Origin of the sequence: Leuconostoc kimchii IMSNU 11154 (assembly GCF_000092505.1) — a bacterium.
GTDB lineage: Bacteria > Bacillota > Bacilli > Lactobacillales > Lactobacillaceae > Leuconostoc > Leuconostoc kimchii.
In genome coordinates this window covers 110349-136207 of record NC_014136.1, presented here as the reverse complement: position 1 = coordinate 136207, position 25859 = coordinate 110349, and the positions used below count along the sequence as shown (strand labels likewise).

Below are 25859 nucleotides of genomic sequence, written 5' to 3'. Positions count from 1 at the left end.
ATTTTTTATATTAACGTCTCAACTTATAAAATGCACAAATCAAAACCGGTACAAAAATGACAATAGAAAACGATTTTAGCCAATTTTTAGTGACTGCTAAAAAAGAAACTTATGCATCCAAAGGGGATGCAGCAACATTACAACCTTTATTACCCGATACAAAACAACTTGAATACGAACAAGGAGATTATACCTATCGTGATATTTATACTGGATTATCTTACTTTGTTGGGCAAGAAATAGTATATGTAAGGAGTCAAGCTGTTTGGTCAATGGCTTACTCGGGCGGCATCATGAGATCGGTAACTGAAGAAAATGACATCTACAATATATATGATTTTTTGAGATCCTGTTTGAGAAGAGTTGATGAGACAAAACCCTTTAGGGGACCAGAGACTTTTTGCCAAGCAGAATATAGTTATAAAAATAATGTTACGGGTAATTTGGATGATTTTTATGGTGTTGAAGCCATTTATAAATCAGAAGTATTGGTTTATCAATTACATTATAGTGGTGGTTCAATAATGTAGTATACCACTAAAGTCGTGTTATAGTATTAGGGGAAACATTGATAATGAAGAAAATAGTATGGTTACTGATTCCAACGCTAATCTTTTGTGTCGGCTTTATTTATTTTGTTGATCTTGATAGCATTACGAAACCTAGTAAACCAGAACAACAGATTATGTCTCAAAAATGGACAGAAAATGATTATAAAAAATTAATTACTGGCGAGAGTGTCAACGCAAATAAACCTTATACTAGTAATCAGGTGAGCATGTATCTTCACATTGTTCATGATCATGGGAAACCGGAGACCAGAACGATGGTAAGAAAAGGTGACATTGCTGAAACAACAGCAGTTTGGAAAAACCTAGATGGCTATCCTAATGGAAAGGTGACGCTTGTATTTGAGGGATTACATGATGAATCTATGGTGTTAAAGCAGAAAAAATCATCAGTGTGGGCGCCATGATATCAGCAAATATTTAAGTTATGGTTGGCAGAATTATTGCCAATTAACAAACATCTTTAACTAACACTAGATATTGTTGGCTAGAGATGTTTTTTTGTATATTAATAGTTTATAGAGTGAACACTATAAGCTATTAATATGACTTCGTACAACTGAGTAGTCATGAAAATTTGGCTATTGAACTTCTAGGAACTCATAAAAAATTGGTGATATGTCAGGACAATGGAAAATAATGACATCAAAATTGCCTTATTACCACGTTTTAGTCTGTTTATAAAAATACTAAATAGCACTATGGTAACGGTTGCGTTACCAAAAATGAAAACAAGTCAATTTCATTTATTTTATTAGGTTTATTAAATAGTTAATAAATACTCGCGTATTACTCAGAAAGTCATCATTTTGTAGTAAAATAAATGAATGCTAACAAACAGGAAACTCATACGGGACAAGGAGAATTAATATGGTTACGATTCAACAAATTGCAGAAGAAACGGGATTGTCTTCCAGCACTGTTTCACGAATATTGAATAATGACCAAACACTATCTGTTCGAGACACAACACGTCAATTAGTTTTTGAAGTTGCAACTAAGCATCATTACACAAAGAAAATTAAAAAAAATATTAAAATTGGTGTCATCACAACTTTTTCAGAAATGAGAGAAAATCATGATGCATACTGGCGTCAAATTTATTTAGGTATTCAAAGTGAAGCGCGTCAACATAATATCACCATTGATGAAATTATGCGACTAGACAAAAAAACACGACTCTCACAGTTTAGACAATTTGATGCACTAATTGCATTGGGTGAGTTGTCATCGAATGCTGTCCAAGAAATAAAGGCTGCTAATCAGCGATTAGTATTGGTTGACGCCAAAAAACATTATCAAAATGTTGATGCCGTGGATCCAGAACTGACCAACATGACGATCAGAATATTAGATGAATTATATCAATCTGGACGACACCATATTGGATTTATTGGTGGTATCAATGATTTAATCGAGATGGATGGGAGTACCTCAACAAGCGAAAGAGATTTACGTTATGTCGCCTATAAACAGTGGACATCGCAACATCAATTAAACGAATATGTTTATGAAGGTAGTTGGCAAGCAGAAACAGGTAATTTGGGAGCAAAACATTTACTTACGGAACAACCACAAATTGATGCGCTTTTGATCGCATCAGATCCGATTGCTATCGGGGCTTTAAATACGATTAAAACAAGCGGGTTGGAGCCAGGAAAAGATATAGATGTTGTGAGTTTTGATGATTTAGATTTAGTAAAATATTTAGTACCAGCACTAACCAGCGTTGATTTAAAAGCCACTGAAATGGGTAAAACGGCTTTGAACCGTGCAGTAGAACTTGTCACAGAAATTGATAGTTGGACGGTCTGGTCTACGATTCCTAGTGCTTTAGAATATCGAGAAACATTTATGAAGTTTACTCAATGAAAGCGTTTACATTTACTAAATTATATGTTATTATTGCTTTGTAATAAAATGTGAACAACCCAAATATTATTGTGGATATTTGGGTTTCGTGAGCAAATATATATAGTATGGGACAAGTTGATATGGATAAAAATAACTTAGTTGTCGCATTTGTTAAACAAATTATTAAATCAACCGATTATACTGACGATGATGCGGTTTATTTAATTAATCAAGTGATAGGAATACTCGGAGAATCAACTGTTACGTGTTTTATAATTGATCAACTAGTTAATGAATGGTCAACACTTCAAATATTAGACCAATTGATTCAAATTACAGAAGGACGTGGGACACTCTCATGTCGGCAATTGAATAAGGATATTGTTGGAGCACAATTAATGGATTTTTTTGTACCACGCCCTTCTAAAGTGCGTCAAGCTTTTTGGCATTATTATCAAAAGTCACCACGTCAAGCGACCGATTATTTTTTTGATTTATCGAAACGAAGTAACTATATCAAAACACGTGAGATTAGCCAAAATATTTCTTACCCAGTTGTGACAGACTATGGTACCTTACAAATCACAATAAATTTATCTAAACCAGAAAAAGATCCAAAACTTATCGCTCAATTTTTGACACGTCGTACCAATCAATCAGCCCAGTACCCCGCATCACCATTAGCCAAAGAAAATGAAGGTTATTGGGGCCGTTTAGATTATGCATCACGCATAAATCATCGCGTTATTCCGATAAAATTAGGTGATGAAACATGGTACTTTCAATATTCTCCTTATGCTTATTTCAACGAACACGCTATTGTATTGTCAGAGAACATACGCCCCATGCATGTAGATACTGAAAATTTAGCAAGACTGTTAGAATTCGTCACAAAGTTTCCGGATTACTTTATTGGCTCAAATGCTGATTTACCCATCGTTGGTGGCTCTATTTTATCGCATGACCACTTTCAAGCTGGCCGTTATGACCTACCAATGGCTAAAGCAGGAATCAAGCAACCGATTCATTTATTCAACAATCAGCTGCTAGAAGCGGGTTTCTTGAATTGGCCAATGACAGCATTACGCTTAATTGATTCAGACCGTGACAAACTCTTGACTGCGGCATCGAAGGTCATGGCAACTTGGCAAAATTACGATGATAACGATTTGTCTATCAAAGCTTATGATAACTCCGGGCAACGCCATCATACGGTGACACCCATTGTGCGTTTTAGGCAGCAAAGGTATGAATTAGATTTAGTACTCCGAGATAACAACGTTTCAGAAGAATTTCCGGATGGTATTTTTCATCCCCATCCAGACGTGCAACATATTAAAAAAGAAAACATTGGCTTAATTGAAGTCATGGGGCTAGCTATTTTACCACCGCGTTTAAAAAAAGAGCTTGCTGATGTTGAGGCTTATCTACTTGGTCATACTAAAACTGTTGACCCAAAACATAAATTATGGGCTGATCAATTACGTCATCGACATACGATTACAAGTGCCAATGTTACCAACATTGTTCAACAAAGTGTTGGGCATATTTTCGAACGTGTACTTGAGGATGCTAGCGTTTTTAAAAATGATACTGAGGGAAGAGCTGGTTTACAGAGATTCATTCAAAAGCTCGAATAAATAATAATATTAACAAGCTTTTCTTCTAGTAAGTAGTTTTTAGTATAAGAAAGGGAATATAATGACCGATAATTATCAAGCACTCGAAAAAATTTTCGAGTCAAAGTTTATGCATAAACCCACGGATCGCTTTTTCTCACCGGGTCGTATCAATTTAATAGGAGAACATACAGATTACAATGGTGGTCATGTTTTTCCAGCAGCAATAACCTTAGGCACCTATGGTGTTGCTCGCTTACGAGATGATGCAATTGTTAAGTTGTATTCAACCAATTTTTCTGATGCCGGTATTATTTCATTTAGTATTGAAAATGAGGATAAGCTAGCACATGGTTCGTGGGGCAATTTCGTTAAGGGCGTTTTGCAAGCAATGCGTGGCTATGGCAACCAGTTTACAAAGGGTTTTGAACTGGTCGTTACTGGAAACATTCCCAATGCCTCCGGTTTGTCCTCTTCTTCGTCACTGGAATTATTAGTCGGTGTGACACTGCAAAAACTATATGATTTAAAAATTCCACGTCTACAATTGGTTGCAAGCGGGCAACGTTCAGAAAACGACTTTGTCGGTGTCAATACAGGCATCATGGATCAATTTGCTATAGGCTTTGGTGAAAAAAATCAGGCAATTTACCTTGACACTAATACGATGATTTACGAAATGGTACCAGTTAATTTAGGACAACATGTAATTGTGATCATGAACACAAATAAACGTAGAGAGCTTGCAGATTCTAAATATAATGATCGTGTAAGAGAGACACAGGAGGCTGTATTTGATTTGCAAAAAAAATTAAAAATTCAATATCTCGGTGAACTTGATAGTCACACCTTTGAGGAAAATCAACAATTAATTCGTAGTGACACAATTAGGCGACGCGCGCGTCATGCTGTGACAGAAAATGAACGAACACAATTAGCTGTTAAAGCTTTGAAAGCCAATGATTTGAATTATTTTGGTCAACTATTAAATGCATCTCACGAGTCTTTAAAATGTGATTATGAGGTGACCGGTATAGAACTAGATACACTCGCTGAGACTGCTCAAAAAGTACCGGGCGTTCTCGGTGCGCGTATGACAGGTGCGGGATTTGGAGGATGTGCGATTGCGCTAGTAGATCGTGATCATGTTGAAGATTTAAAAACGATAGTTGGTCGCGCATATAGTGAACAGATAGGTTATGAGGCATCGTTTTATGTCGCTGAAATTGGACAAGGCGCACACTGGGTAGGTTAAATTTTTACACCATAAAATGTAAGCGCTTACTATTTTAATAGAAAGAAAGTGGTGATATAGCATGGCAAACAGTAACTGGAAGCAACGTATTAGTTATGCATTAGGTGCATTTGGACATGACACGTATTATGTCGCATTGAGTACTTATTTTATTATTTTCGTAACGAGTTCGATGTTTGATGGTGTTAAAAATGCCAGCCGACTAATTGGATTAGTCACATCGTTAGTTGTGGGCATTAGATTAATTGAGATTTTTTTTGATCCGATTATTGGTAGTATTATCGATAACACCCGTACAAAGTATGGCAAATTCAAACCTTGGTTGGTTATTGGTGGTTTGGTGTCAGCGGTCATGATTGTGATCATGTTTACTAATTTCGGTGGACTAGCTGAACACAATGAAATGCTGTTTATTATTGTCTTTACCGTCGCATTTATTATTTTAGATTCGTTTTATTCTTTTAAAGACATTGCTTATTGGTCAATGATTCCTGCCTTATCTAACGATTCAGCAGAACGTGGTAAATTAGGGACTGTTGCTCGTATTGGTTCTTCCTTGGGCGCCAATGGTACAACAATGATCGTCGTGCCATTAACAACTTTCTTCACTTATCTTGTAACTGGTAATCAAAAGCAAGGTGCTTCTGGTTGGTTTTGGTTTGCTGTGATTGTTGGTGTTGTTTCAGGTGGCACAGCACTGATTACTGCATGGGGAACCAAAGAAAGTGAATCTATTATTCGACAGAAAAGTCCAAAAGTGAAAACTTCTGATGTTTTTAAAGCCATTACAAAAAACGATCAGTTGATGTGGTTAGCACTTTCTTATATTGCCTATGCCATTGCTTATGTTGTCACAACTGCTGTTTTGTACCTGTATTACAAATTTATTTTGGGACAACCACAAGATTTTTGGCTTGTCGGATTAATTGCCACGATAACTGGTTTGACCGCAGTACCGTTGTTCCCAGCATTAGTTAAGAAAATAACACGTCGATTTGTGTATATTGGTAGTATAGGTATTCAAATTGTTGGATATGTTTTGTTCATGTTTGGTGGGCACAGTGCTATTATAGTCACCATGGCAACAATTCTATTTTATTTGCCATATCAATTAGTTTTCTTATCAGCATTAATGACAATTACTGATGCTGTTGAGTATGGACAATTAAAGAACGGCGTTCGTAATGAAGCAGTCACCTTATCTATTCGACCACTGCTAGATAAAATTGCCGGTGCGCTCTCAAATGGTTTGGTCGGTTTAATCGCTGTTGTTGCCGGTATGAGTGGTAGCGCTACAGCAAAAGATATTACAACAAAGGGAATCACCACATTCAATCTCTTTGCGTTTGTTGTACCAGGTATTCTCATGTTATTGGCCGCTTTAATATTCGCAAGTAAAGTGAAACTGACTGAAAAAATGCATGCAGACATTGTGACAAAACTTAAAATTAAACTAGAGTCAGAGAAATAAGTTGAGGGTAAACGATGATACAAACCTTATCAGAAACGTTGAAACGCCGTGATTGGGAACAGTTGGGCGTGACAAGTATAAATCGATTAGCGATGCACTCGCCCTTAAATTACTGGTCTGCGACAGAAAAACCTACCTATGGTCACTATAGCGATGCACAAACTAATTTGAATGGTGAATGGCACTTCAGTGCATTTAAGAGACCTGAAGATGTGCCGGAAAGTTGGTTACGTGCGCCGATGCAAAGTAGTCAAACTATCACGGTTCCGGGAAATTGGCAGTTGCAAGGCCAGTATGATATGCCAATTTACACAAATGTGTCCTATCCATTTCCAATTAACCCACCTTTTGTTCCAGAACAAAATCCGACCGGTGCGTATAGTCGTGAATTTGATATATCAGCAGAATGGCTATACGATGATGGTGAAGTTCATTTAACGTTTGAGGCGGTGTCATCAGCTTATTATGTTTGGTTAAATGGAAATTTTATAGGGTATTCCGAGGACAGCCGCTTACCATCAGAGTTTGATGTCAGTCAAGCTGTGGTTGTCGGTGAAAATAAATTAAACGTATTGGTGTTTCGTTGGAGCAAGGGTAGTTATTTAGAAGATCAAGATATGTGGCGTTTATCTGGCATATTTAGGGATGTCGTTTTATCCCATGTACCTCGTGTCCGTCTATTAGATTATCACGTAACACCAACGATTGACGATGATTTTGATACAGCAATTGTTAAAGTTGAAACAATAAGTACGGTAGGATCTAGAGTTAAAGCGGATTTGTTTTGGGACAATGATATTATTGCTTCCCAGACTGGCACACCTGGACAGGTGATAGTTGATGAACGTGGTGCTGATGAACAGTCATTGACGATCAACTTAGTAGTGCAACAACCATATTTATGGTCAGATGAAATACCTAATTTATATGAATTAGTGCTGACAGTTTATGATGACCATCAAAATATGATGCATATTGAACATACACAAGTCGGTATTCGTCGCGTCGCGATTGAAAACGGTTTACTCAAACTGAATGGTCAGCCATTACTGATTCGCGGTGTTAATAAACATGAATTTCATCCTGAAAAAGGCTACGCAATTGATGAAGCTACCATGCGACAAGATTTGATGTTGTTAAAACAGAATAATTTTAATGCGGTGCGTTTATCCCATTATCCTAACCATCAACGTTGGTATGAACTAGCAAATGAATACGGCATTTTGTTGGTAGATGAGGCCAATATTGAAACACATGGCATGACACCCATGAATCATTTAACCAATGATGTGCGTTATTTGCCCCAAATGACAGAACGCGTAACGCGTATGGTGAAACGTGACCGTAATTTTCCGGCTATTATTATTTGGTCATTGGGCAATGAGTCAGGCTACGGGGGTAACCATGATGCGTTATATCAATGGCTTAAAAAGAACGACCCTAGTCGCCCAGTTCAATATGAAGGTGGTGGCGCTGATACAGCAGTCACTGATATCATTGCGCCAATGTATGCGCGTGTTGATGATGATCAAATTTTCGACGTTAATTCTAAATGGTCGATTAAACATTGGATTGGCAATCCTGGTGAAACGCGACCACTGATTTTATGTGAGTACGCTCATGATATGGGTAATAGTTTGGGTGGTTTTAATAAATATTGGCACGCTTTTCGACAATTTGACCGGTTACAAGGAGGATTTATTTGGGATTGGGTTGATCAAGGATTGTCTAAAGACGGTGATTACGCGTATGGTGGCGATTTTAACGACAGTCCTAATGACCGACAATTTTGCCTAGATGGGCTCTTATTCCCAGACCGTACACCAAAACCCGCTATGTACGAGGTTGCCTACCAACAGCAATATTTGCAATTCAAACTTCAAAATTTGACATTACAGGTTAGAAGTGAATACAATTTCAAACATGTCAACGATCAAGAGTTGCGATATACGTTGGTTAATAATGATAAGATTCTTGTTGAAAAAACCGTTAATCTAACTATTGCGCCGTTAAATACACAAGTCATATCGTTGGCATTACCAAATGTGAAATTGCTAACCGGCCGCACATATCTTAACGTGACAACAATACAATCTCAAGATAGTGGTGTATTCAAAGTTGGTGATTTACGGGCATATCATCAGTTTGTTTTAAAGCAAGGAAGCAATGTGCTACAACAACCAGAACACACGACAGACGCACCTAAAGTGTCACAAACAGATCAATCAATCAAAATTACGGCCGGCGTAACTGTATGGCAATTTAATTTAAAAACAGGATTGTTGACTCATTGGGTAGTAGCTGGAAATGACAAAATTTTATCACCATTACGTGATAATTTTACACGTGCACCGATTGACAATGATATTGGGGTTAGTGAAATTGAAAAACCAGACCCCAATGCTTGGCAAGCGCGTTGGTTAGCAAATGGCTGGTTTGACCTGCAGGAGAAATTAATGGCTTTTCATATTGCCAAATCAGAATCGCATATTGAAATCACAACGCAACACGATTATTTTGCTCATGACGAACATGTCATATCATCTGTCAAACGTTATCGATTTAGCCAGACAGGTGAGATGTACATTAGTGTTGATATCACATGTCATACAAATGGTTTGCCACCGGCCCGCATAGGGTTACAAGTTATGGTCCCAACATTTGAAAATGTTACTTATCACGGTCGCGGTCCATTTGAAAATTATCCTGATCGTAAAAGTGCTGCTATGCTAGGTTCTTGGCATTTGGCAGTGCAAGATTTCTATACCCCTTACATTTTTCCTAGTGAGAATGGTCTTCGCACAGATGTTACTGACATTATTTTAAATCATCAAAAAATTACGGCACATCAAACGCCCATATCGTTTCAAGTCAGTCGTTTTAGTCAAAATGAATTGATGCAAAAAATACATCGGCAAGAATTGACGGCTGACGAAGGTATTTGGATTAACTTAGATGGTTTTCATATGGGAGTCGGCGGGGATGATTCGTGGTCTCCAAGTGTTGCAGAAGCATATTTGTTAAATAGCAGTCAGTATCACTATGAACTGACTTGGAAGGAATTGGCAGATGATTAAAGTTATAGATTTTGGCAAACATAGAGGTCAGATGGTTCAACGCTATACATTGGAAAATGTACATGGTACGCGTTTAAGCGTATTAAATTTCGCGGGTATCATTCAAGAATTTTCTGTGTATGAAAATGAGACACGTGTCAATTTAGTTTTATCCAGCGATGATTTTGCATCGTTAACGGCAGATTATAATATCAACCGTATCATTGGCCGCACGGCTGGCCGTATTGCTGATGGACGTTGGACTCAAAATGAACGTAATATTGTTGTCCCAACTAACGAAAATGGGCACACACTGCATGGTGGGCCACAAGGCCTTAGCGAACAATTTTTTGATGTTAGTATTAATCAAGAAGCTAACGAAATAACACTGAAAAGGCAACAATTATCTGAATTAGATGGTTTTCCAGGAGATATTAATGTTCAGGTAACCTATCAATTGACCGATGATAATCGCGTTATTTTGAAGTTTACTGGTGAACAATTGAAAGCGGATGGTGTTTTTAACCCCACGATTCACAGTTATTTTAATTTAGCTAATCCCGGGGTCGATAACCTATTGACGCATGAGCTATGGCTTAATAGTCAAAAACATGCTGCTATAAATGCTGATAAAATACCCACCGGTTCATTACTTGACAATGCTAATACGCTGTTTGATTTTAAAAATGAAACAAATTTGGGTGTTATCTTGCCTAAACTTCGTTCTAAAATTAAAGAAGGTGGTTTAGACGATGCATTCCTTGTTGAACCATCATTAGTTAAGCCAGTGGTAGTGTTAACGGAAAATAATTCTGGCAGACGCCTCTCAGTATATTCAGATCGTAACGCGGTTGTTGCTTTTACCGCAAACCAGCTGGATAATGATGTCATCAAAGATACTAATCGCGGTGAGGGACATCCTTGGATAGCGGTTGCCCTTGAAGCACAGACCTTACCAAATAGTGAAAATATACCAACGTTTGGTCATGTTGACTTGGCGGTTAACGACACGGCAGAAGCGACGATTATTTATGCTTATGATACACTTAAATAATCATTTCTAAAGATAGTATGATGGTGGTACAAAAAAAGCCTGTTAAAATACAGGCTTTTCAAATTTATTATCGCTAGCGTTTAGAATTTCTGAGCAAATGTAACAAATTGTTGTGCTGCACTAGCCAAAAATGCTTCTGTATCATCGTTTGTAATTTGACCGTTTTCATCGGCCAAAGTCGAAGTATTACCGATGTAGAGTTCAGGTTGTTGTAGCGTTGGCATATCTAAGAACACCAAAGATTGACGCAATACGTGATGTGCTAGAACACCAGCAGTACCACCAATTGATTGTGAAGCAACCAAGGCAGGCTTGCCAGCCCAAACATTTTGTCCCCATGGACGTGAAGCAATGTCTAGTGCATTTTTCAAAGCAGCAGGAATACTGCGATTATGTTCTGGTGTGACAAAAATAAATGCATCTTGATTAGCTACCTGTGCACGAAAATTAGTGTATGCCTCAGGTGAATTTTCATCCAAATCTTGATTATATAATGGTAAATCACTAATGTTAAGATAGGTTACTTCCGAATCTTCTGGAAGACCAGCTACAAGAGCGTCTGCAACGCCCTTTGAATACGAATTCTTTCGAATTGAACCAACAACAATACCATACTTACTCATGTACTTTATCCTCTTTCTAGTTACTAAAAGTAAGTATAAACCTATTTGGTTATGTTTTCAACCTTTTTTAATATTTCAATTGTGTTTCATCATGCACTTGTTCATATTGGTGCGCCACTAATTGGTTACAGCGTATTGCTTGACCAAGCGTATGGGGCATGTAGTAAAATAAGTATATCTAATAGAAAAAAGGTAGATATTTAACATGGAAAATTTCAGTTTTAAAAATACAACAGATATTCGTTTTGGCGCAGATCGTATAGATAACGAACTGCGTGATGCAGTTTCACAATTTGGCAAGAATGTCTTGCTGACATATGGTGGTGGCTCAATTAAAAAATCCGGTTTATATGAGCGTGTTATTGAGGCTTTAGATGGCCTGCATGTTGTCGAATTAACAGGCATTGCGCCTAATCCGAAAATTGAATCTGTCCGTGAAGGGCAGCAATTAGTTAAATCACAAAACATTGACGTCATTTTAGCTGTTGGTGGGGGTTCCGTTATTGACGCATCTAAGGTCATTGCTTCGTCAAAATTTTACGATTCTGATCCGTGGGAATTAGTTGTGGATTCAAGTAAACGCTTAACGATAGACCAATTACCTGTTGTTGATATCCTAACTTTATCAGCAACAGGAACAGAAATGAACCAGGGATCTGTTATTTCTAACCCGGAAACAAATCAAAAGTTAGGCACATATGGACCCAATACACCAGCTATTTCATTTTTAGATCCTACGCTAACCTATTCAGTTTCAAAGTGGCAAACGGCTGCTGGTTCAATTGATATTTTCAGTCACTTAGCAGAACAGTACTTTGACCAATCCAAAAATAATGACGTCAAAAGTGGCTTAATTGAAGGTCTCATGCGGACGGTTATTAAATGGGCACCTGTGGCATTAGAAACACCAGATAATTACGATGCCCGAGCTAATTTGATGTGGGCGTCTACAATGGCATTAAATGGCTTAGCACACACTGGTAATGTAAATGGTTGGACCGTTCACCCAATTGAGCATGAATTATCAGCATATTATGACATTACGCATGGTATCGGATTGGGTATCTTAACACCGCATTGGATGACTTTTGCATTGCATGCTGATACGCAAACACAATTTGCTGATTTTGGACGCCATGTTTGGCAACTGAGTGGTGATGATCAAATTGTGGCAACTCAGGCTATTCGTGCTACAGCTGATTGGATAGCGTCATTGGGTGTTCCAACGACACTGCCTGGTGTTGACATCAATCAGACAACGCATTTCGAAGCTATGGCTAAGAGCGCAGTGACTGTGGGACAACTAGACAAGGCTTATGTACCGCTTACAACAGCAGACGTTATTGCTTTGTATGAAGCATCGATGAAATAAATTTTCATTTAAAACCTAAATTTGTCTATTATATGGTTAATCATGAGAATGATAGATGATTAGGGTAAGTAATATTGTTGATTTGAAATAGCTAGATATAAAAACGCCTGATTTGAGATTATTATCCTCACATCAGGCGTTTTATTTTGATTAAATTAATAATAGACTGACAACTACTATGAGAAATATTGTATGGTGTCGTGTGGTGCTACGAACAGGATGGTGAATCGATGAATAGTTTACAACACAGAAACAGGGTTGTACTATTAGAATTAATATGTTATCACAAAGGTGCTAATATTTTATTTGTGCAGCCCTAAGTGTTGTAATTAATTTTTACGATCTAAAATTTAATTACAAAGATTTTAAAAAATTAAGAAATTGACACCCTACATTTTACGGCTGACACTTGATAAAGCAAATCAAATTGTTGCAAAAAAGAACTTTTATTCATGGACAAGTTAAGATGTTAATACTAGGCTGTGCTAATGTAATTTATTTGTACCCCAAACAATATTTTTTTCACCATTAGCCAAAGCTTCATGGTAATAGTCTAGTTTACGTGCCAAGACATCGCGTTGATGCATGCTGTCTGTTAGTTTAATCTCTGCATTTTCCAATTCAGTTTCAATAATAGTTAACCTTTTTGACACGCTCTGGTCACCTAGCGCACAAAGATCAATATATGTTTTAATTGCGTTTAAACTCATACCTGTGTGACGAAGAGCCAACACCATTTCAACATATTCTAAATCTTTATCAGTAAATAAACGTACATTTTGCTCATTTCTTGTGATATTAGGAAAAAGGGCTTTCTTGGCATAAAATCGTAAAGTATGTGGGGAGATAGCAAATATTTTTGCTACATCATTTATTGTATACATGTTATTACTCCTTGACTGATAGTTACTATCATGCAGTATAGTTATCATACTAATTGATTAAAGGAGAATTTACAATGAGTAAAGATGTTTGGTTTATTACAGGTGCTTCCACAGGCCTAGGTAAAGCATTAGTTGAGTATCTGTTGACACAGAATTGCAGGGTAACAGCCACTGCAAGAAATCCTGAGGATATTAAAAAATATGTCCCAAATTGGGAACATTTAGATAATCTACTGATATTAGCTTTAGACGTGACAAATAAAGTACAAGTACAAGAAAGTATAGATATGGTTGTAAAAACTTGGCATACGATAGATGTTTTGGTGAATAATGCTGGTTATGCTTATTTCTCATCTGTCGAGTGTGCAGATGATAGGTTAGTGCAAAATATGTTTAATGTGAACTTCTGGGGAATTAAAAACATGTTAGACAATGTGTTGCCAATCATGAGAAAACAACACCATGGCTATATTATGAATGTATCCTCTCTAGGCGGGTTACGTGCTTTTGCAGGATTTGGGTATTATCATGCTACCAAATTTGCTTTAGAAGGATTGACAGAAAGTTTAGCATTAGAAGTCAATCCACTTGGGATAGACGTGACTTTAATAGAGCCAGGAGATTTCAATACTGATTTTGCCAGCAGATCGGCCATTGAAAATAAAAATATTGCGTCAAGTTACATCAACACGGCTGGTCGAAATATTAAAAACTTAAAATTACTGTCTGGAAATCAACCGGGTGACCCAAATAAGGCAGCGAAGGTTATTTACGAACTACAACTATCTGGCAAGCACCCTTTACGTCTATTACTTGGATCAGATGCGTATGTTAGAGCAACAGAAAAAGTAGAAGAATTACAAAAGCAATTTAAAGAGAATTATTCACGAACTGTTTCAACAGATTTTGAGTAACACGACGCCGATAGCCTAAAAAATTAAAAAAGAACGGATTAACAGTTTTTGTTAATTCGCTCTTTTTATGTGCAAATTGTCATCATTATTTTAAAAATATTAGAAATTCAGTATAATAAGACAATAAACATTTTTAGAAACATAACACAGAAAAAGGAGAACTATATGTTATACAAGGTGCGCCGCGCAGATCAAAATGATCACCTGGCTATTGAAACATTTTACAAAGATGCCCTACCACATATCGATCCGATTCAGACGAGCTGGATACCAGGAGTATACCCCCACATCTCAGATGCCTTAGTGGCAGTATTGAAAGATGAATTTTTTATTTGTTTGGATGAAAAAGGCGTTGTGGTTGGCTCTGTTATACTTAATACAGATTCACAAGAAGCGTATAAGGCTTTAAACTGGTCGAAAAGTAGTGATGAATCTGATCAAAAGAGCTTAGTTGTTCATACGTTAATCGCGCACCCAAAAAGACTCAACCAAGGTATTGCCAGTCAAATTATTGATTTTATTAAGATGTTTGCTGTAAAAAATAACATGTACGCAATACGATTAGATACACTAGTTGATAATGTCCCAGCTCGTAGATTGTACGAAAAAAATGGTTTTGCATATATTGGACGATATGATTTACCTAGTTTTGATAACCAAGGAATAGATGATTGTGTATTTTACGAATTTCAGATAATCAATGCGTGAATTTAATATGTTAAAAAAAGAAAAGTTAAATGATAGGGCACAAATAGTCGGTTATTCGGTTCCCAATTGGACAACTCGGCCGTTTCCAGATAAGAAAACGCATACGGGTCAATATTGTATCTTACAAAAAATTGATAAAAAAGTTCATTTTGATGATTTGTATCGTTTTTTTGGTCCGGAGAGTAACTCGGAAACATGGACTTATTTATCCCTAAATCACTTTAAAAATCGTGATACATTTTGGAACTATTTGACTAAAATCGAGCACGAAAAGCAGTCAATTTATTATGCCATTGTAGATAAATCAACTCAGAAAGTATTAGGAAGTTTTGCATTAGTTGCGATTGATCAAGAAAACGGTAGCCTTGAAATTGGTTATGTTATTTATTCTGATTCAATGAAAAAGACAAAAATTGCCACTGAGGCGCAGTTCCTTTTAATGACGTATGTATTTGATCAACTAGGATATCGTAGATATGTTTGGATGTGTGATGACTGTAATGAAGCATCAAAGCACGCTGCTACACGTTTGGGATTTTCTTTCGAAGGTATTTTTAGGAATATGTGGGTATACAAAAATAGAAATAGAGATACAGCCTGGTTTTCGATTACTGATTATGAATGGCCTAGTATTAAAAACAGGATGGAAAAGTGGCTCAACAAATCTAATTTTGATAACGAAGGCATTCAGAAAAATAAATTAACCGATATGTAACAGAGAAACATTGTGCGATCATTTTGCAATGTTTCTCTGTTACTTTGTTTGCTAACAAATACCATCTCTCTATTGATCATTTGACGCTTTACAAAGGAGGAATTATCGCGTATTGTTATGATAACAATGACATATTCATAGGAAAGATGAGAAATGGCAACAATCAATATATTAACAACACTAGATGACAATTATCTCACGCAATTTAAAGTCATGTTATTATCAATTAAGCAAACCAATACAGATGATCAGTTCGACATTTGGCTAGCACATCATGCTATTTCAGAATCGTCTAGCAAACAATTAGTAGCATTCGTTAGCAAATTAGGTTATCAATTACATATGGTTCATGTAGATGTCGATGTTTGGTCATCAGCACCTGTATTGAAACAATATCCAGCTGAAATGTATTTCAGGCTTTTGTGTGGAGAATACTTACCGAAGACGTTGACACGTATTTTATATTTAGATCCTGATATTTTAGTGATTAACCCAATAAGATCTTTATGGACGCTAGATATGAAGAATCAGATGATTGCAGCAGCTAGTCACAATGGTTTAACAGGCGTTAGTCAAACTATAAACAACGTACGATTTCAAAATAAAAATAAGTATTTTAATTCTGGCGTGATGTTAATGGACTTAAATAAAATGAGAGAAAAGGTAAAATTAGACGATATTACTTCGGCCATTGATCGCTATGCTAAAAGACTAATATTACCAGATCAAGATATATTGAATTATTTGTATAGTGATCATATTTTGAGTATTCCTGAGGAGATTTGGAATTACGATACACGAGATAATATCGTGCATTTTACTAAAAGTTTAGGGAGTATTGATTTACCATGGGTTATTGAAAATACAGTTATTTTGCACTTCTGTGGTCATCCTAAACCATGGGAAAAGAGAAACCTTAACCGCTTTGCTATTCTATATAAGCATTATGAACAATTATTGCGTTTGAACTATGGTGAGTATTATTAAGTGATGCAATTTATTACTTTATGCCTGTTTAATCAAATATGGTATCAAACAAATTGAAAAAAGGAAGAATTTTTGACAAGTTTATCAAAATAAACTATAATCAATTGAACTAGGGGCGCCACATGGCTGAGAAGTACCCTTTGAACCTGAACTAGTTTGGACTAGCGTAGGAAAGTGTTTTGTGTTGCAACATTAACTGATTTGTAACGCATATATTAAATCCATTTTTTGGAGCACTTTTGTCCGCTGGCAAGAGTGCTTTTTTGTGGAGGTGAAGCATGGATTTAACAAAAGTTAATCAACAAATTGAGTCACGACAAGACGAGCTATTGGACTTAGTAAAAAATCTGGTTGCTTTCGAAACACCAGCACCACCCGCACGAAATACGCGGGAAGCACAAAATTTTGTCGCTGACTTTTTAAGCTCTTTGGGTTTTAGTATTGACCAATGGGCGTTATACGATAATGATGATATTGTTGTTGGAACCAAAAGGGGCAATCCAGCATATCAAAGTTTGATCATTAATGGGCATATGGATGTTGCTGCGTTAAACCCGAATGAAAGTTGGACTTTTACACCTTTTAAAGCGACCGTTCGTGATGATCGAATTATTGGCCGCGGTGTATCAGACATGAAAGGTGGGCTTGCTGCTGCATTATTTGCGTTGAAAATTTTGCACGATCAAAATATTTCGTTGCCTGGAAAGCTGCTTTTTGAATCAGTCATTGGGGAAGAAGTTGGTGAGGCGGGAACGAAATCAACAATTGAACATGGCTACATAGCAGATTTTGCACTTGTAACCGATTCGAGTGATTTAGAGATCCAAGGACAAGGCGGTGTTATTACAGGATGGGTGACAATTAAAAGTGATAAAACCTACCATGATGGTTTACGCCGTGAAATGATTCATGCTGGTGGTGGATTAAGGGCGGCGAGTGCTATTGAAAAGATGGCCAAGTTAATCATTGGTTTACAGGAGCTAGAACGTGATTGGGCAGTGACAAAAAGTTATCCTGGCTTCCCTGCTGGTACGAATACAATAAATCCAGCAGTAATTGAGGGCGGCAGAAATGCAGCATTTATTGCTGACGAAGCCCGCTTATGGCTAACCGTTCATTTTTATCCAAATGAAACCTATCAATCTGTCACACAAGAAGTTGAATCATTTGTTACGCGATTAGCACAAGCAGATCCATGGTTGCGAGATCATCTACCCACCTTTGAATGGGGTGGACATTCAATGATTGAAGATCGCGGTGAAATTTTCCCTGCATTAGAGGTGGATGAAAAACATCCTGCAGTACAAACGTTGTTAAACGCACATCTAACTACTTTTGAAAAGAAAACGCAAGTTTCTGTTTCAACAAGTGTAACAGATGGTGGTTGGTTTGGTGATGCACACATTCCAGCTGTGATTTATGGACCGGGTGACTTACGTCATGCACACGCAGTTGACGAAAGTATTTCAGTGGCACGTTTAGTAAAATATAGTCAAGCTTTAGCACAGTTTATTGTAGATTGGGCACACACTAAAAAGGAGTGAAAATGGGATTTAGTCAAGAAATTATAACGGAAATCGACAATATTTGGCAGGCTAATCTAAAACATCCATTCGTGCAAGAAATTGGCGCGGGTACTTTGCCAGTTAAAAAGTTCAAATATTATATGGTACAAGACTATGTATATTTGATGGATTATGCCAAAGTGTTTGCGTTAGGTGCTCTCAAAAGTCCTGATTTGAAAACAATGATACAATTTTCAAATACGCTACAGTCAATTTTAACTGAAGAAATGTCATTGCATCGACAATATGCTGCGCAATTTAACATTAGCGAAGAAACACTAGCATCTGCGGAGCCTGCACCAACAACATTGGCATACAAAAACTATTTATTATCAGTTGCTCAAACTGGCGGTCAAGCTGAACTTTTGGCTGTACTCTTACCTTGTATGTGGGGATATGAGACGATTGGTAAAAACTTAGCCCATTCACCAGGTGCTAAAAATGTACTGTATGGTGAGTGGATTGCGATGTATAGTTCACCTGATTTTAGCGCATTGACCGAATGGCTAATTCAAGAATTCGACCGAATAACAGCGCAACAGACGTTGACGCAACGTGTTCGTTTAATAAATATTTTTAAAAATTCCTTACGATATGAAGTACTTTTTTGGGAAATGGCTTATCAAGAAGAAAAGTGGCTGGTTTAGCATTATAGCATTGCTGTCATTATCGGATAATGACATAAAGTATCTCATTCAAACTTAGAGGGAATAACAATTTGTTTTATGTGTTCAGGCTGTTTTGCTGAAATCTGAGCCAGTAAAACCTCAGCCGCCGTGGCGCCCATCAAAAATGGTGATTGTTGAATAAATTTATAGTTTGGCGCTAAATATTTTGGCATACTTGTATCAATAAAACCGGTGATTCTTTGTGGTATCTTTGGCTCATTCAAAAGTTTAGTATTGGCCAATAATTGAATTAAAAGGCGTTCTTTAAGTACAAATAAAAGATTTTTTGGATTGTTTATATCTAATTCATCGGATAATTCTGAAAAATTAAGATGATCAGAATCCACTTCGATAAGTTGTGAATGATCAAAAACAGATCGTACACCTGCAATTCTTTCGACACGCGTTGAGATACGATTAATGGGTTCAGTAATGATGGTTACCTTGTTAAAGCCTTGATTTAAAAAATGTTCCATTGCATATTTTGTGACTTGAAAATTATTTGTGGTAACAGTGATTGATTGACCGTTGCCAATATCGCGGTCAATTAAAACAACGGGCACCGCATCATTAGTAAATTTTTCAATTAAGTGGGGATCAGTAGATACTGGTTGTAAAACCATCCCGGCAAATTTTTGATTGTAAACGGACGCCATAAGCGCAGATTCAGTGGTTGTATTTGAATTCGAATCAAAAAGTACACCAATAAAACCTTGTGCACTTAAAATAGATACAATACCTTTAAAATATTCTGAAGAAAAATACTCATCAATATTGGAGGCGATAACAGCCACTAAATTTGATTTCTGTTTTGCTAATTGCACAGCAGCAACATTTCTAGTATAAGAAGTCTCTTCGATTATTTTTTGTAATTTTACTGCTGTTTTTTCAGACATTTGGTTCAGCTGACCATTGAGAAATCGGCTAACTGTGGCGGTTGAAACGCCTGCTTTGGTAGCAATGTCGACGATGGTTAATTTTTTATTTTTATCCATGTGTTAGGCCTATTGTTTAAATTTAAAGGCTCAGTGTTTTAGGTATTTACTGAGACACTGAGCCTTTTTTATTATAGCATTTGAACAGAAGAGCAACTCATTTATGTGCGTCTGTTTGTCTTAATTGTGAAACAATTATCTTAATAAGTAACCACCATCAACTGGAAGTGTTACCCCTGTGATATAATCCGAAGCATTGCTAGCCAAGAATACTACGGTTCCCATGAGTTCCTTAGGATCTGCCCAGTGTCCAGCTGGGATGTGTTGAAGAATTTCTTTGTTCCGCATCTCATCTTCTTGGAGTGATTTGGTCATTGGCGTATCAATGTATCCTGGTGCAATCGCATTAACTTGAATATTGTGAACAGCTAACGCGTCTGCATATGCTTTAGTTAAACCAATAACACCATGCTTACTGGCAGTGTATGGGAAAATAAACTTTCCAGCGCGGTAAGATTGCATGGAACCAATATTGATGATTTTTCCACCACCATTTTCAGACATTAATAACGCTACTGCTTTTGAAATGTGATAAACAGCATTTAAGTTTAAATCAATCACCGCATCCCAATCGTCATCCGGAAAGTCTTGCCATTCGTGTCGCTTTTGCATACCCGCGTTATTAACGAGAATGTCTAATGTGTGACTATTGTTTTTGATAAAATGGGTTATCTGATTTGCTGCATCTTTTTGTGTAATATCTAGTTGAAGGAAGTCAATTGTTTGGCCGTAGGATTCAACGATTGCTTGCGTTTCATCCCAGCCTGTTTTGGTATAAGAAACTACCAAAATATTGGCGCCAACTGAACTTAAGGCTTGCGTGTAGTACCGCCCAAGACCAGACGCACCACCTGTAATTAAAGCTGTTTTGCCAGTGAGACTGAAAGTATCGAGTGAAAAATCTAATGCTGTCATATTTTTCTCCATTATTTAATTTCAGATTTTATACGTAACCGCTTACGTATATGAGGTATATCTGTATACTACGCTTATAAAAATAAATAAGCAAGTATATACTTTTTAAAGGAAAACGCTTACAATGTACCTATAACGTAAGCGCTTACGTTATTTGTTTTTGAGTTACTATTAATTTGTCGTTAGAAAGGAAAACATGATGACATTAAATTGGGCAGTAATTGGCACTGGAACAATAGCTAATGAAATGGCAGGTACACTATGGAATAACGGCAAGGAGATTGCGGGTGTATTTGGCCGGAATTTTGAAAAAACAAAGCCGTTCGCTGAAAGATACCATATCAAAAAGCAATTTAAAACACTAGAAGAGTTACTTACAAATAGAGACATCACTGCCATTTATATTGCAACGCCACATAATACACATTTTGAGATAGCAAAGCAGGCTTTACTGCATGATAAACATGTGTTGGTCGAAAAAGCGATGACGGTTAATCAAGCAGAACTCACTGAACTGTATTATATCGCGAATAAGCATCATGTTATGCTTATGGAGGCAATGACATTATTACATATGCCACTGATTAAAAAAATTAAATCACTGGTAGAAGTGGGAGAGTTAGGTATCGTCAAGACCATCAATGTGACGTTTGGTAGCCACAAACCTTACGATGTAACCAATAGATTTTTTAATGTCGATTTAGCAGGTGGTGCGCTACTAGACATTGGCGGCTATGCATTTAGCGCAGCACGCTATTTTATGTCAGCGCAACCGACTCAAATTAGCTCTTTCGTCAATTATTTTGAGACGGGCGTTGATGAACAATCAGTGACGATTTTGAGTAACTCAAACAATGAATTAGCCACTATTTCTTTATCCATGCAAGCGAAACAGCCTAAGGCGCTCACAATATCAGGAACCAAAGGCTATATTCGCGTGCTCGAATTTCCACGTGCTCAGGAAGCTACATGGTATCATACGGAAACAAAAAAAATCGAATCAATTACAGCAGGTGATACACAGAATGCGTTGATATACGAGATTGAAGATTTTGAAAGGATTATTGAGAATCCAAGTCAAAGTAAGATTTATAACGACATGACTGCTGATGTATTTCATATTTTTGAAGCTGTCAAATCGCAATGGACAAAATAATAACTACTAATAGTGTTGTTTAACGATATTAATTCATGCGTTTACACTAAAATACGAGATCGGTTTTCGGTCAAGTGTTTTAGTGTAAACGCATTTTTATAATGGTGCTTGTGCACAAATTTTCATGTAAAAATCTGTCTTGTTTTATTTTTTTTTCAAATCACTTGCAATATCAGTAGGAGGGTGTAGAATTAAGGATGTAATGTAAACGCTTACAATTTTTAAAGAGGGGGATTCTTCTATGGAAAATAAAAATAAAAAGGAAGCCGCGCCACTACTAACGCAATTTTTGATTTTTAGCGGCATTTTACTCATAGCTAACATTTTATCAATTGGTATATCGTTATTGCTACCAGGTTTCCCCGTACCAACGCCATTAATTGGATTAGTGTTATTATTCATTGCGTTAGTTAGTGGTCTTGTGAAGTTGGAACAAGTGGAGGGACTATCGACCAGTCTAATCGGGTTGATTGGGTTGCTGTTTGTACCTTCAGGTATTTCGCTTGCCAGTTCGTTGCCATTATTTAAGCAAGAAGGTATTAAAATTGTTGCAGTAGTCATTATCTCAACTGTTGTGCTGTTATTGTCAGTCGCTTATACCGCGCAATTGGTAACAAAAATTAGTAATAAAATTCATCATAAATTTTAATTTGTTAGGAGTAGAAAAATGTTGTCTGTTTTGAACACACCGTTTTGGGGTATTTTTTTAACAATTATTGTTTATTGGATTGGCCAACAGCTATTTAAGAAGTATCCAATATTTATATTTCAACCCTTATTTATTGGGATGGTACTTGGTATTTTAATCTTGATTGGTTTATCTAGTTTATTGAAAGAGCCTACCACAGTACTTTATCAACAATATAAGGTAGGTGGGGATTTCATCTTTTGGTTCTTGAGTCCGGCAACAATGGCGTTTGCAGTGCCACTATACAAACGTCGTGATCTAGTGAAGCGGTATTGGTTGAGAATATTTACTTCCCTATTCGTCGGATTAACAATAGCTTTATTTCTGATTTTAATTATTTCTCGCTTGTTTGGTTTGTCGAAAATTGCAACAATTGCAATGCTCCCTCAGGCAGCAACAACAGCAATTGCATTGCCGATTTCATCAGTCATTGCAGGTGGCGGTCAAGTTGGTGCCATGGCTGCATCTATTACTGCCATGGCTGTCATTGTTAATGCTGTTGTTATTTATGCCTTGGGTGACCAATTAATTAAATGGTTTAAGTTGGACAAAGATCCGATAGGATTAGGGCTATCGTTTGGTACTGCTGGGCATACTATTGGTTCGGCAAAAGCTATAGAAGTGGGTGAAGTTGAAGGCGCTATGGCCTCAATTTCAATGGTAGTTATTGGATTAATCGTTGATCTCATTGTGCCCACGTTTGCTAAGTTAATGGGCCTGATGTAGTTGCGCATGTCTAGCCTAGTTGTAATCGTTTACATTAATGTACTGAATAGTTTGTTGTTTCATAATAGCGTCAAATAGTTTTCATTAATAAGTCGCTTGATATTGTACAACAATTCATATATAATTTAAATTGTTGTAAAGAAAGCGCTTACAATTACAGTTACTTTCAGGAGGGTAATATAATGTCAGTTAAGAAAATATCAGCTGGATTAGCAGCTTTGAAGGTTATGGAAGGCTGGGGTGTTCACACAATTTACGGAATTCCTTCCGGAACATTAAGTGGTTTGATGAACGCCATGGGAAATCCTGAAAACAACATCAAATTCTTACAAGTTAAACACGAAGAGGTTGCTGCTATGGCAGCTGTCATGCAATGGAAATTTGGTGGCAAACTAGGCGTTGCTGTTGGATCAGGTGGTCCCGGTGCAACCCATTTAATCAACGGTCTATACGATGCAGCGATGGATAATACACCTGTATTAGCTATTCTAGGATCAAAGCCAGTTCGTGAATTGAATATGGATTCCTTCCAAGAATTAAACCAAAATCCAATGTACGAAAGTATTGCTGTTTATAATCGTCGTGTTGCTACAGCGGAACAGTTACCTCATTTGGTAGATGACGCCATTCGTACAGCAATTTCAAAGCGTGGTGTTGCAGTGCTTGAAGTACCCGCTGACTTTGGATTTTCAGAAATTGATGAAAACGCAATTTACTCATCACCTTTATACTCGTCAGGTTTAAAATACAAAGAATATAAATCAGCGCCCGTTGATGAAACAGATATTGATGATGCGGTAACCATACTAAACCAAGCAAAACGGCCAATTATTTATGCTGGTGTCGGGACTATTGGACATGGCCCAGCTGTTCAAGAATTGGCTCGTAAGATAAAAGCGCCTATTATTACAACCGGTAAAAACTTTGAAACATTTGATTGGGATTTTGAAGCCTTTACAGGTTCAACATTCCGTGTTGGTTGGAAGCCAGCTAATGAAGCTGTTCTCGAAGCAGATACTGTCCTATTCGTCGGAACAAACTTCCCATTCTCAGAGGTTGAAGGTACATTCCGGAATGTTGATAAGTTCATTCAAATTGACAATAATCCAGCAATGCTGGGTAAACGTCACCAAAACGATGTTGCGATTCTCGGTGATGCCGGTGATGCGATTAATGCTATACTTGCTAAGGTGGCGCCGGTCTCAGAATCATCATGGTGGCATGCTAACGTTAAAAACGTTAAAAATTGGCGTGATTACATGAATAAGCTTGAGCAAAAAACAACCGGTGATTTACAAGCTTATCAAGTGTACAATGCAATCAATAAATATGCAGCAGAAGATGCAATTTTCTCAACTGATGTGGGTAACGTGACACAAATGTCTATACGTCACTTGCACATGACTCCTAAGAATATGTGGCGTACATCACCATTGTTTGCCACGATGGGTATTGGTTTACCAGGTGGTATTGGTGCCAAAAATACTTATCCAGATCGTCAAGTTTGGAATTTGATGGGGGATGGCGCCTTTTCAATGACATATCCAGATGTTGTCACAAATGTTCGCTATGATTTACCAGTTATTAATATTGTGTTCACTAATACAGAATACGGCTTTATAAAGAACAAGTACGAGGATACCAATACCTATAATTTCGGTGTTGACTTTACTGACGTTGACTATGCCAAGATTGCTGAAGCACAAGGCGCTGTTGGCTTAACCGTTAGGCGCATTGAAGACATTGATCAAGTTATCAAGCAGGCAGTGGCTTATTATAACCAAGGACGTGTTGTTGTCGTTGATGCAAAAATCACTAAGGACCGTCCAATTCCGGTAGAAACATTGAAACTTGATACAAGCCTTTACAGCGAAGAGGTCGTTAACGCCTATAAAGAGAAATACGAAGCGCAAGAACTAGTGCCATTCCGTCATTTCCTTGAAAATGAAGGGCTAACGTCAAAGTATATTAAAGATACGAATGATAATAAATATAGTTTTTAAAGCATGAAAAGATCGTTAGTGACCGATACCCAGTAACTTTGGCAGAGCACCATCTGTTTGAG

At 37.1% G+C, this 25859-nt stretch carries 23 protein-coding genes and 1 riboswitch; of the genes, 19 read left to right on the top strand and 4 right to left on the bottom strand.

What is annotated here, in order from left to right; all coding sequences use genetic code 11:
- The first annotated feature begins 56 nt into the window (after positions 1 to 56).
- From LKI_RS01180 to LKI_RS01145, 8 genes are all read left to right on the top strand, one after another.
- Positions 57 to 530: a DUF5680 domain-containing protein gene (locus LKI_RS01180; protein ID WP_013102295.1), complete on the top strand. Its 474-nt coding sequence runs from the start codon at positions 57 to 59 to the stop codon at positions 528 to 530.
- Positions 531 to 574: 44 nt separating this feature from the next.
- Positions 575 to 976 (top strand): hypothetical protein, encoded by a 402-nt coding sequence (locus LKI_RS01175; protein ID WP_013102294.1) that lies wholly within the window; start codon positions 575 to 577, stop codon positions 974 to 976.
- Positions 977 to 1439: 463 nt separating this feature from the next.
- Entirely contained in the window at positions 1440 to 2441 is a 1002-nt protein-coding gene (locus LKI_RS01170; RefSeq protein ID WP_013102292.1) for a LacI family DNA-binding transcriptional regulator, read from the top strand.
- Between the two features lie 122 nt (positions 2442 to 2563).
- On the top strand, positions 2564 to 4063 hold the full coding sequence (gene galT, locus LKI_RS01165) for a UDP-glucose--hexose-1-phosphate uridylyltransferase (protein WP_041762547.1): 1500 nt from the start codon (positions 2564 to 2566) through the stop codon (positions 4061 to 4063).
- 61 nt (positions 4064 to 4124) lie between these two features.
- Complete coding sequence (locus tag LKI_RS01160; RefSeq protein WP_013102290.1) at positions 4125 to 5297, top strand: galactokinase; 1173 nt, start codon at positions 4125 to 4127, stop codon at positions 5295 to 5297.
- A 61-nt stretch (positions 5298 to 5358) separates the two neighbouring features.
- The gene (locus LKI_RS01155; protein ID WP_013102289.1) at positions 5359 to 6768 is read left to right on the top strand and encodes a glycoside-pentoside-hexuronide (GPH):cation symporter; all 1410 of its coding nucleotides are present in this window, start codon (positions 5359 to 5361) and stop codon (positions 6766 to 6768) included.
- A gap of 14 nt (positions 6769 to 6782) precedes the next feature.
- A complete protein-coding gene (locus tag LKI_RS01150) occupies positions 6783 to 9845 on the top strand; it encodes a beta-galactosidase (RefSeq protein ID WP_013102288.1) in 3063 nt (1020 codons plus the stop codon).
- Entirely contained in the window at positions 9838 to 10878 is a 1041-nt protein-coding gene (locus LKI_RS01145; RefSeq protein WP_013102287.1) for an aldose epimerase family protein, read from the top strand. Before LKI_RS01150 ends, LKI_RS01145 begins: the two co-directional genes overlap by 8 nt.
- 80 nt (positions 10879 to 10958) lie before the next feature.
- Here LKI_RS01145 and LKI_RS01140 read toward each other — a convergent pair whose 3' ends face one another.
- Positions 10959 to 11501, bottom strand: coding sequence for an NADPH-dependent FMN reductase (locus LKI_RS01140; protein WP_013102286.1), 543 nt, complete (start codon positions 11499 to 11501; stop codon positions 10959 to 10961).
- 205 nt (positions 11502 to 11706) lie between these two features.
- Between LKI_RS01140 and LKI_RS01135 the strand changes: the two genes are divergently transcribed.
- Positions 11707 to 12873, top strand: a complete 1167-nt coding sequence (locus tag LKI_RS01135; RefSeq protein ID WP_013102285.1) for an iron-containing alcohol dehydrogenase — start codon at positions 11707 to 11709, stop codon at positions 12871 to 12873.
- 485 nt (positions 12874 to 13358) lie between these two features.
- On the opposite strand, the gene LKI_RS01130 is transcribed toward LKI_RS01135, so the two are convergent.
- Positions 13359 to 13757 (bottom strand): MerR family transcriptional regulator, encoded by a 399-nt coding sequence (locus LKI_RS01130; protein WP_013102284.1) that lies wholly within the window; start codon positions 13755 to 13757, stop codon positions 13359 to 13361.
- A gap of 74 nt (positions 13758 to 13831) precedes the next feature.
- Between LKI_RS01130 and LKI_RS01125 the strand changes: the two genes are divergently transcribed.
- From LKI_RS01125 to tenA, 6 genes are all read left to right on the top strand, one after another.
- Positions 13832 to 14671: an SDR family NAD(P)-dependent oxidoreductase gene (locus tag LKI_RS01125; RefSeq protein WP_013102283.1), complete on the top strand. Its 840-nt coding sequence runs from the start codon at positions 13832 to 13834 to the stop codon at positions 14669 to 14671.
- 165 nt (positions 14672 to 14836) lie between these two features.
- Positions 14837 to 15379: a GNAT family N-acetyltransferase gene (locus LKI_RS01120; RefSeq protein ID WP_013102282.1), complete on the top strand. Its 543-nt coding sequence runs from the start codon at positions 14837 to 14839 to the stop codon at positions 15377 to 15379.
- Positions 15380 to 15386: 7 nt separating this feature from the next.
- Positions 15387 to 16094, top strand: coding sequence for a GNAT family N-acetyltransferase (locus LKI_RS01115; protein ID WP_013974991.1), 708 nt, complete (start codon positions 15387 to 15389; stop codon positions 16092 to 16094).
- A 153-nt stretch (positions 16095 to 16247) separates the two neighbouring features.
- Positions 16248 to 17081 (top strand): glycosyltransferase family 8 protein, encoded by an 834-nt coding sequence (locus LKI_RS01110; RefSeq protein WP_013102280.1) that lies wholly within the window; start codon positions 16248 to 16250, stop codon positions 17079 to 17081.
- A 101-nt stretch (positions 17082 to 17182) separates the two neighbouring features.
- Positions 17183 to 17271, top strand: a riboswitch (TPP riboswitch).
- 88 nt (positions 17272 to 17359) lie between these two features.
- Positions 17360 to 18625 (top strand): acetylornithine deacetylase, encoded by a 1266-nt coding sequence (locus LKI_RS01105; protein WP_013102279.1) that lies wholly within the window; start codon positions 17360 to 17362, stop codon positions 18623 to 18625.
- Positions 18626 to 18627: 2 nt separating this feature from the next.
- Positions 18628 to 19293, top strand: coding sequence for a thiaminase II (gene tenA / locus LKI_RS01100; protein WP_013102278.1), 666 nt, complete (start codon positions 18628 to 18630; stop codon positions 19291 to 19293).
- 44 nt (positions 19294 to 19337) lie between these two features.
- On the opposite strand, the gene LKI_RS01095 is transcribed toward tenA, so the two are convergent.
- Together LKI_RS01095 and LKI_RS01090 are read right to left on the bottom strand one after the other, a co-directional pair.
- Complete coding sequence (locus tag LKI_RS01095) at positions 19338 to 20309, bottom strand: LacI family DNA-binding transcriptional regulator (RefSeq protein WP_013102277.1); 972 nt, start codon at positions 20307 to 20309, stop codon at positions 19338 to 19340.
- A gap of 135 nt (positions 20310 to 20444) precedes the next feature.
- Entirely contained in the window at positions 20445 to 21224 is a 780-nt protein-coding gene (locus LKI_RS01090; RefSeq protein ID WP_013102276.1) for an SDR family oxidoreductase, read from the bottom strand.
- 199 nt (positions 21225 to 21423) lie between these two features.
- Between LKI_RS01090 and LKI_RS01085 the strand changes: the two genes are divergently transcribed.
- From LKI_RS01085 to spxB, 4 genes are all read left to right on the top strand, one after another.
- A complete protein-coding gene (locus LKI_RS01085) occupies positions 21424 to 22380 on the top strand; it encodes a Gfo/Idh/MocA family protein (RefSeq protein ID WP_013102275.1) in 957 nt (318 codons plus the stop codon).
- Positions 22381 to 22621: 241 nt separating this feature from the next.
- Complete coding sequence (locus tag LKI_RS01080; RefSeq protein ID WP_013102274.1) at positions 22622 to 23029, top strand: CidA/LrgA family protein; 408 nt, start codon at positions 22622 to 22624, stop codon at positions 23027 to 23029.
- An 18-nt stretch (positions 23030 to 23047) separates the two neighbouring features.
- Positions 23048 to 23794, top strand: coding sequence for an LrgB family protein (locus LKI_RS01075; protein WP_013102273.1), 747 nt, complete (start codon positions 23048 to 23050; stop codon positions 23792 to 23794).
- A gap of 182 nt (positions 23795 to 23976) precedes the next feature.
- Positions 23977 to 25797 (top strand): pyruvate oxidase, encoded by a 1821-nt coding sequence (gene spxB, locus LKI_RS01070; RefSeq protein WP_013102272.1) that lies wholly within the window; start codon positions 23977 to 23979, stop codon positions 25795 to 25797.
- Positions 25798 to 25859: the final 62 nt, after the last annotated feature.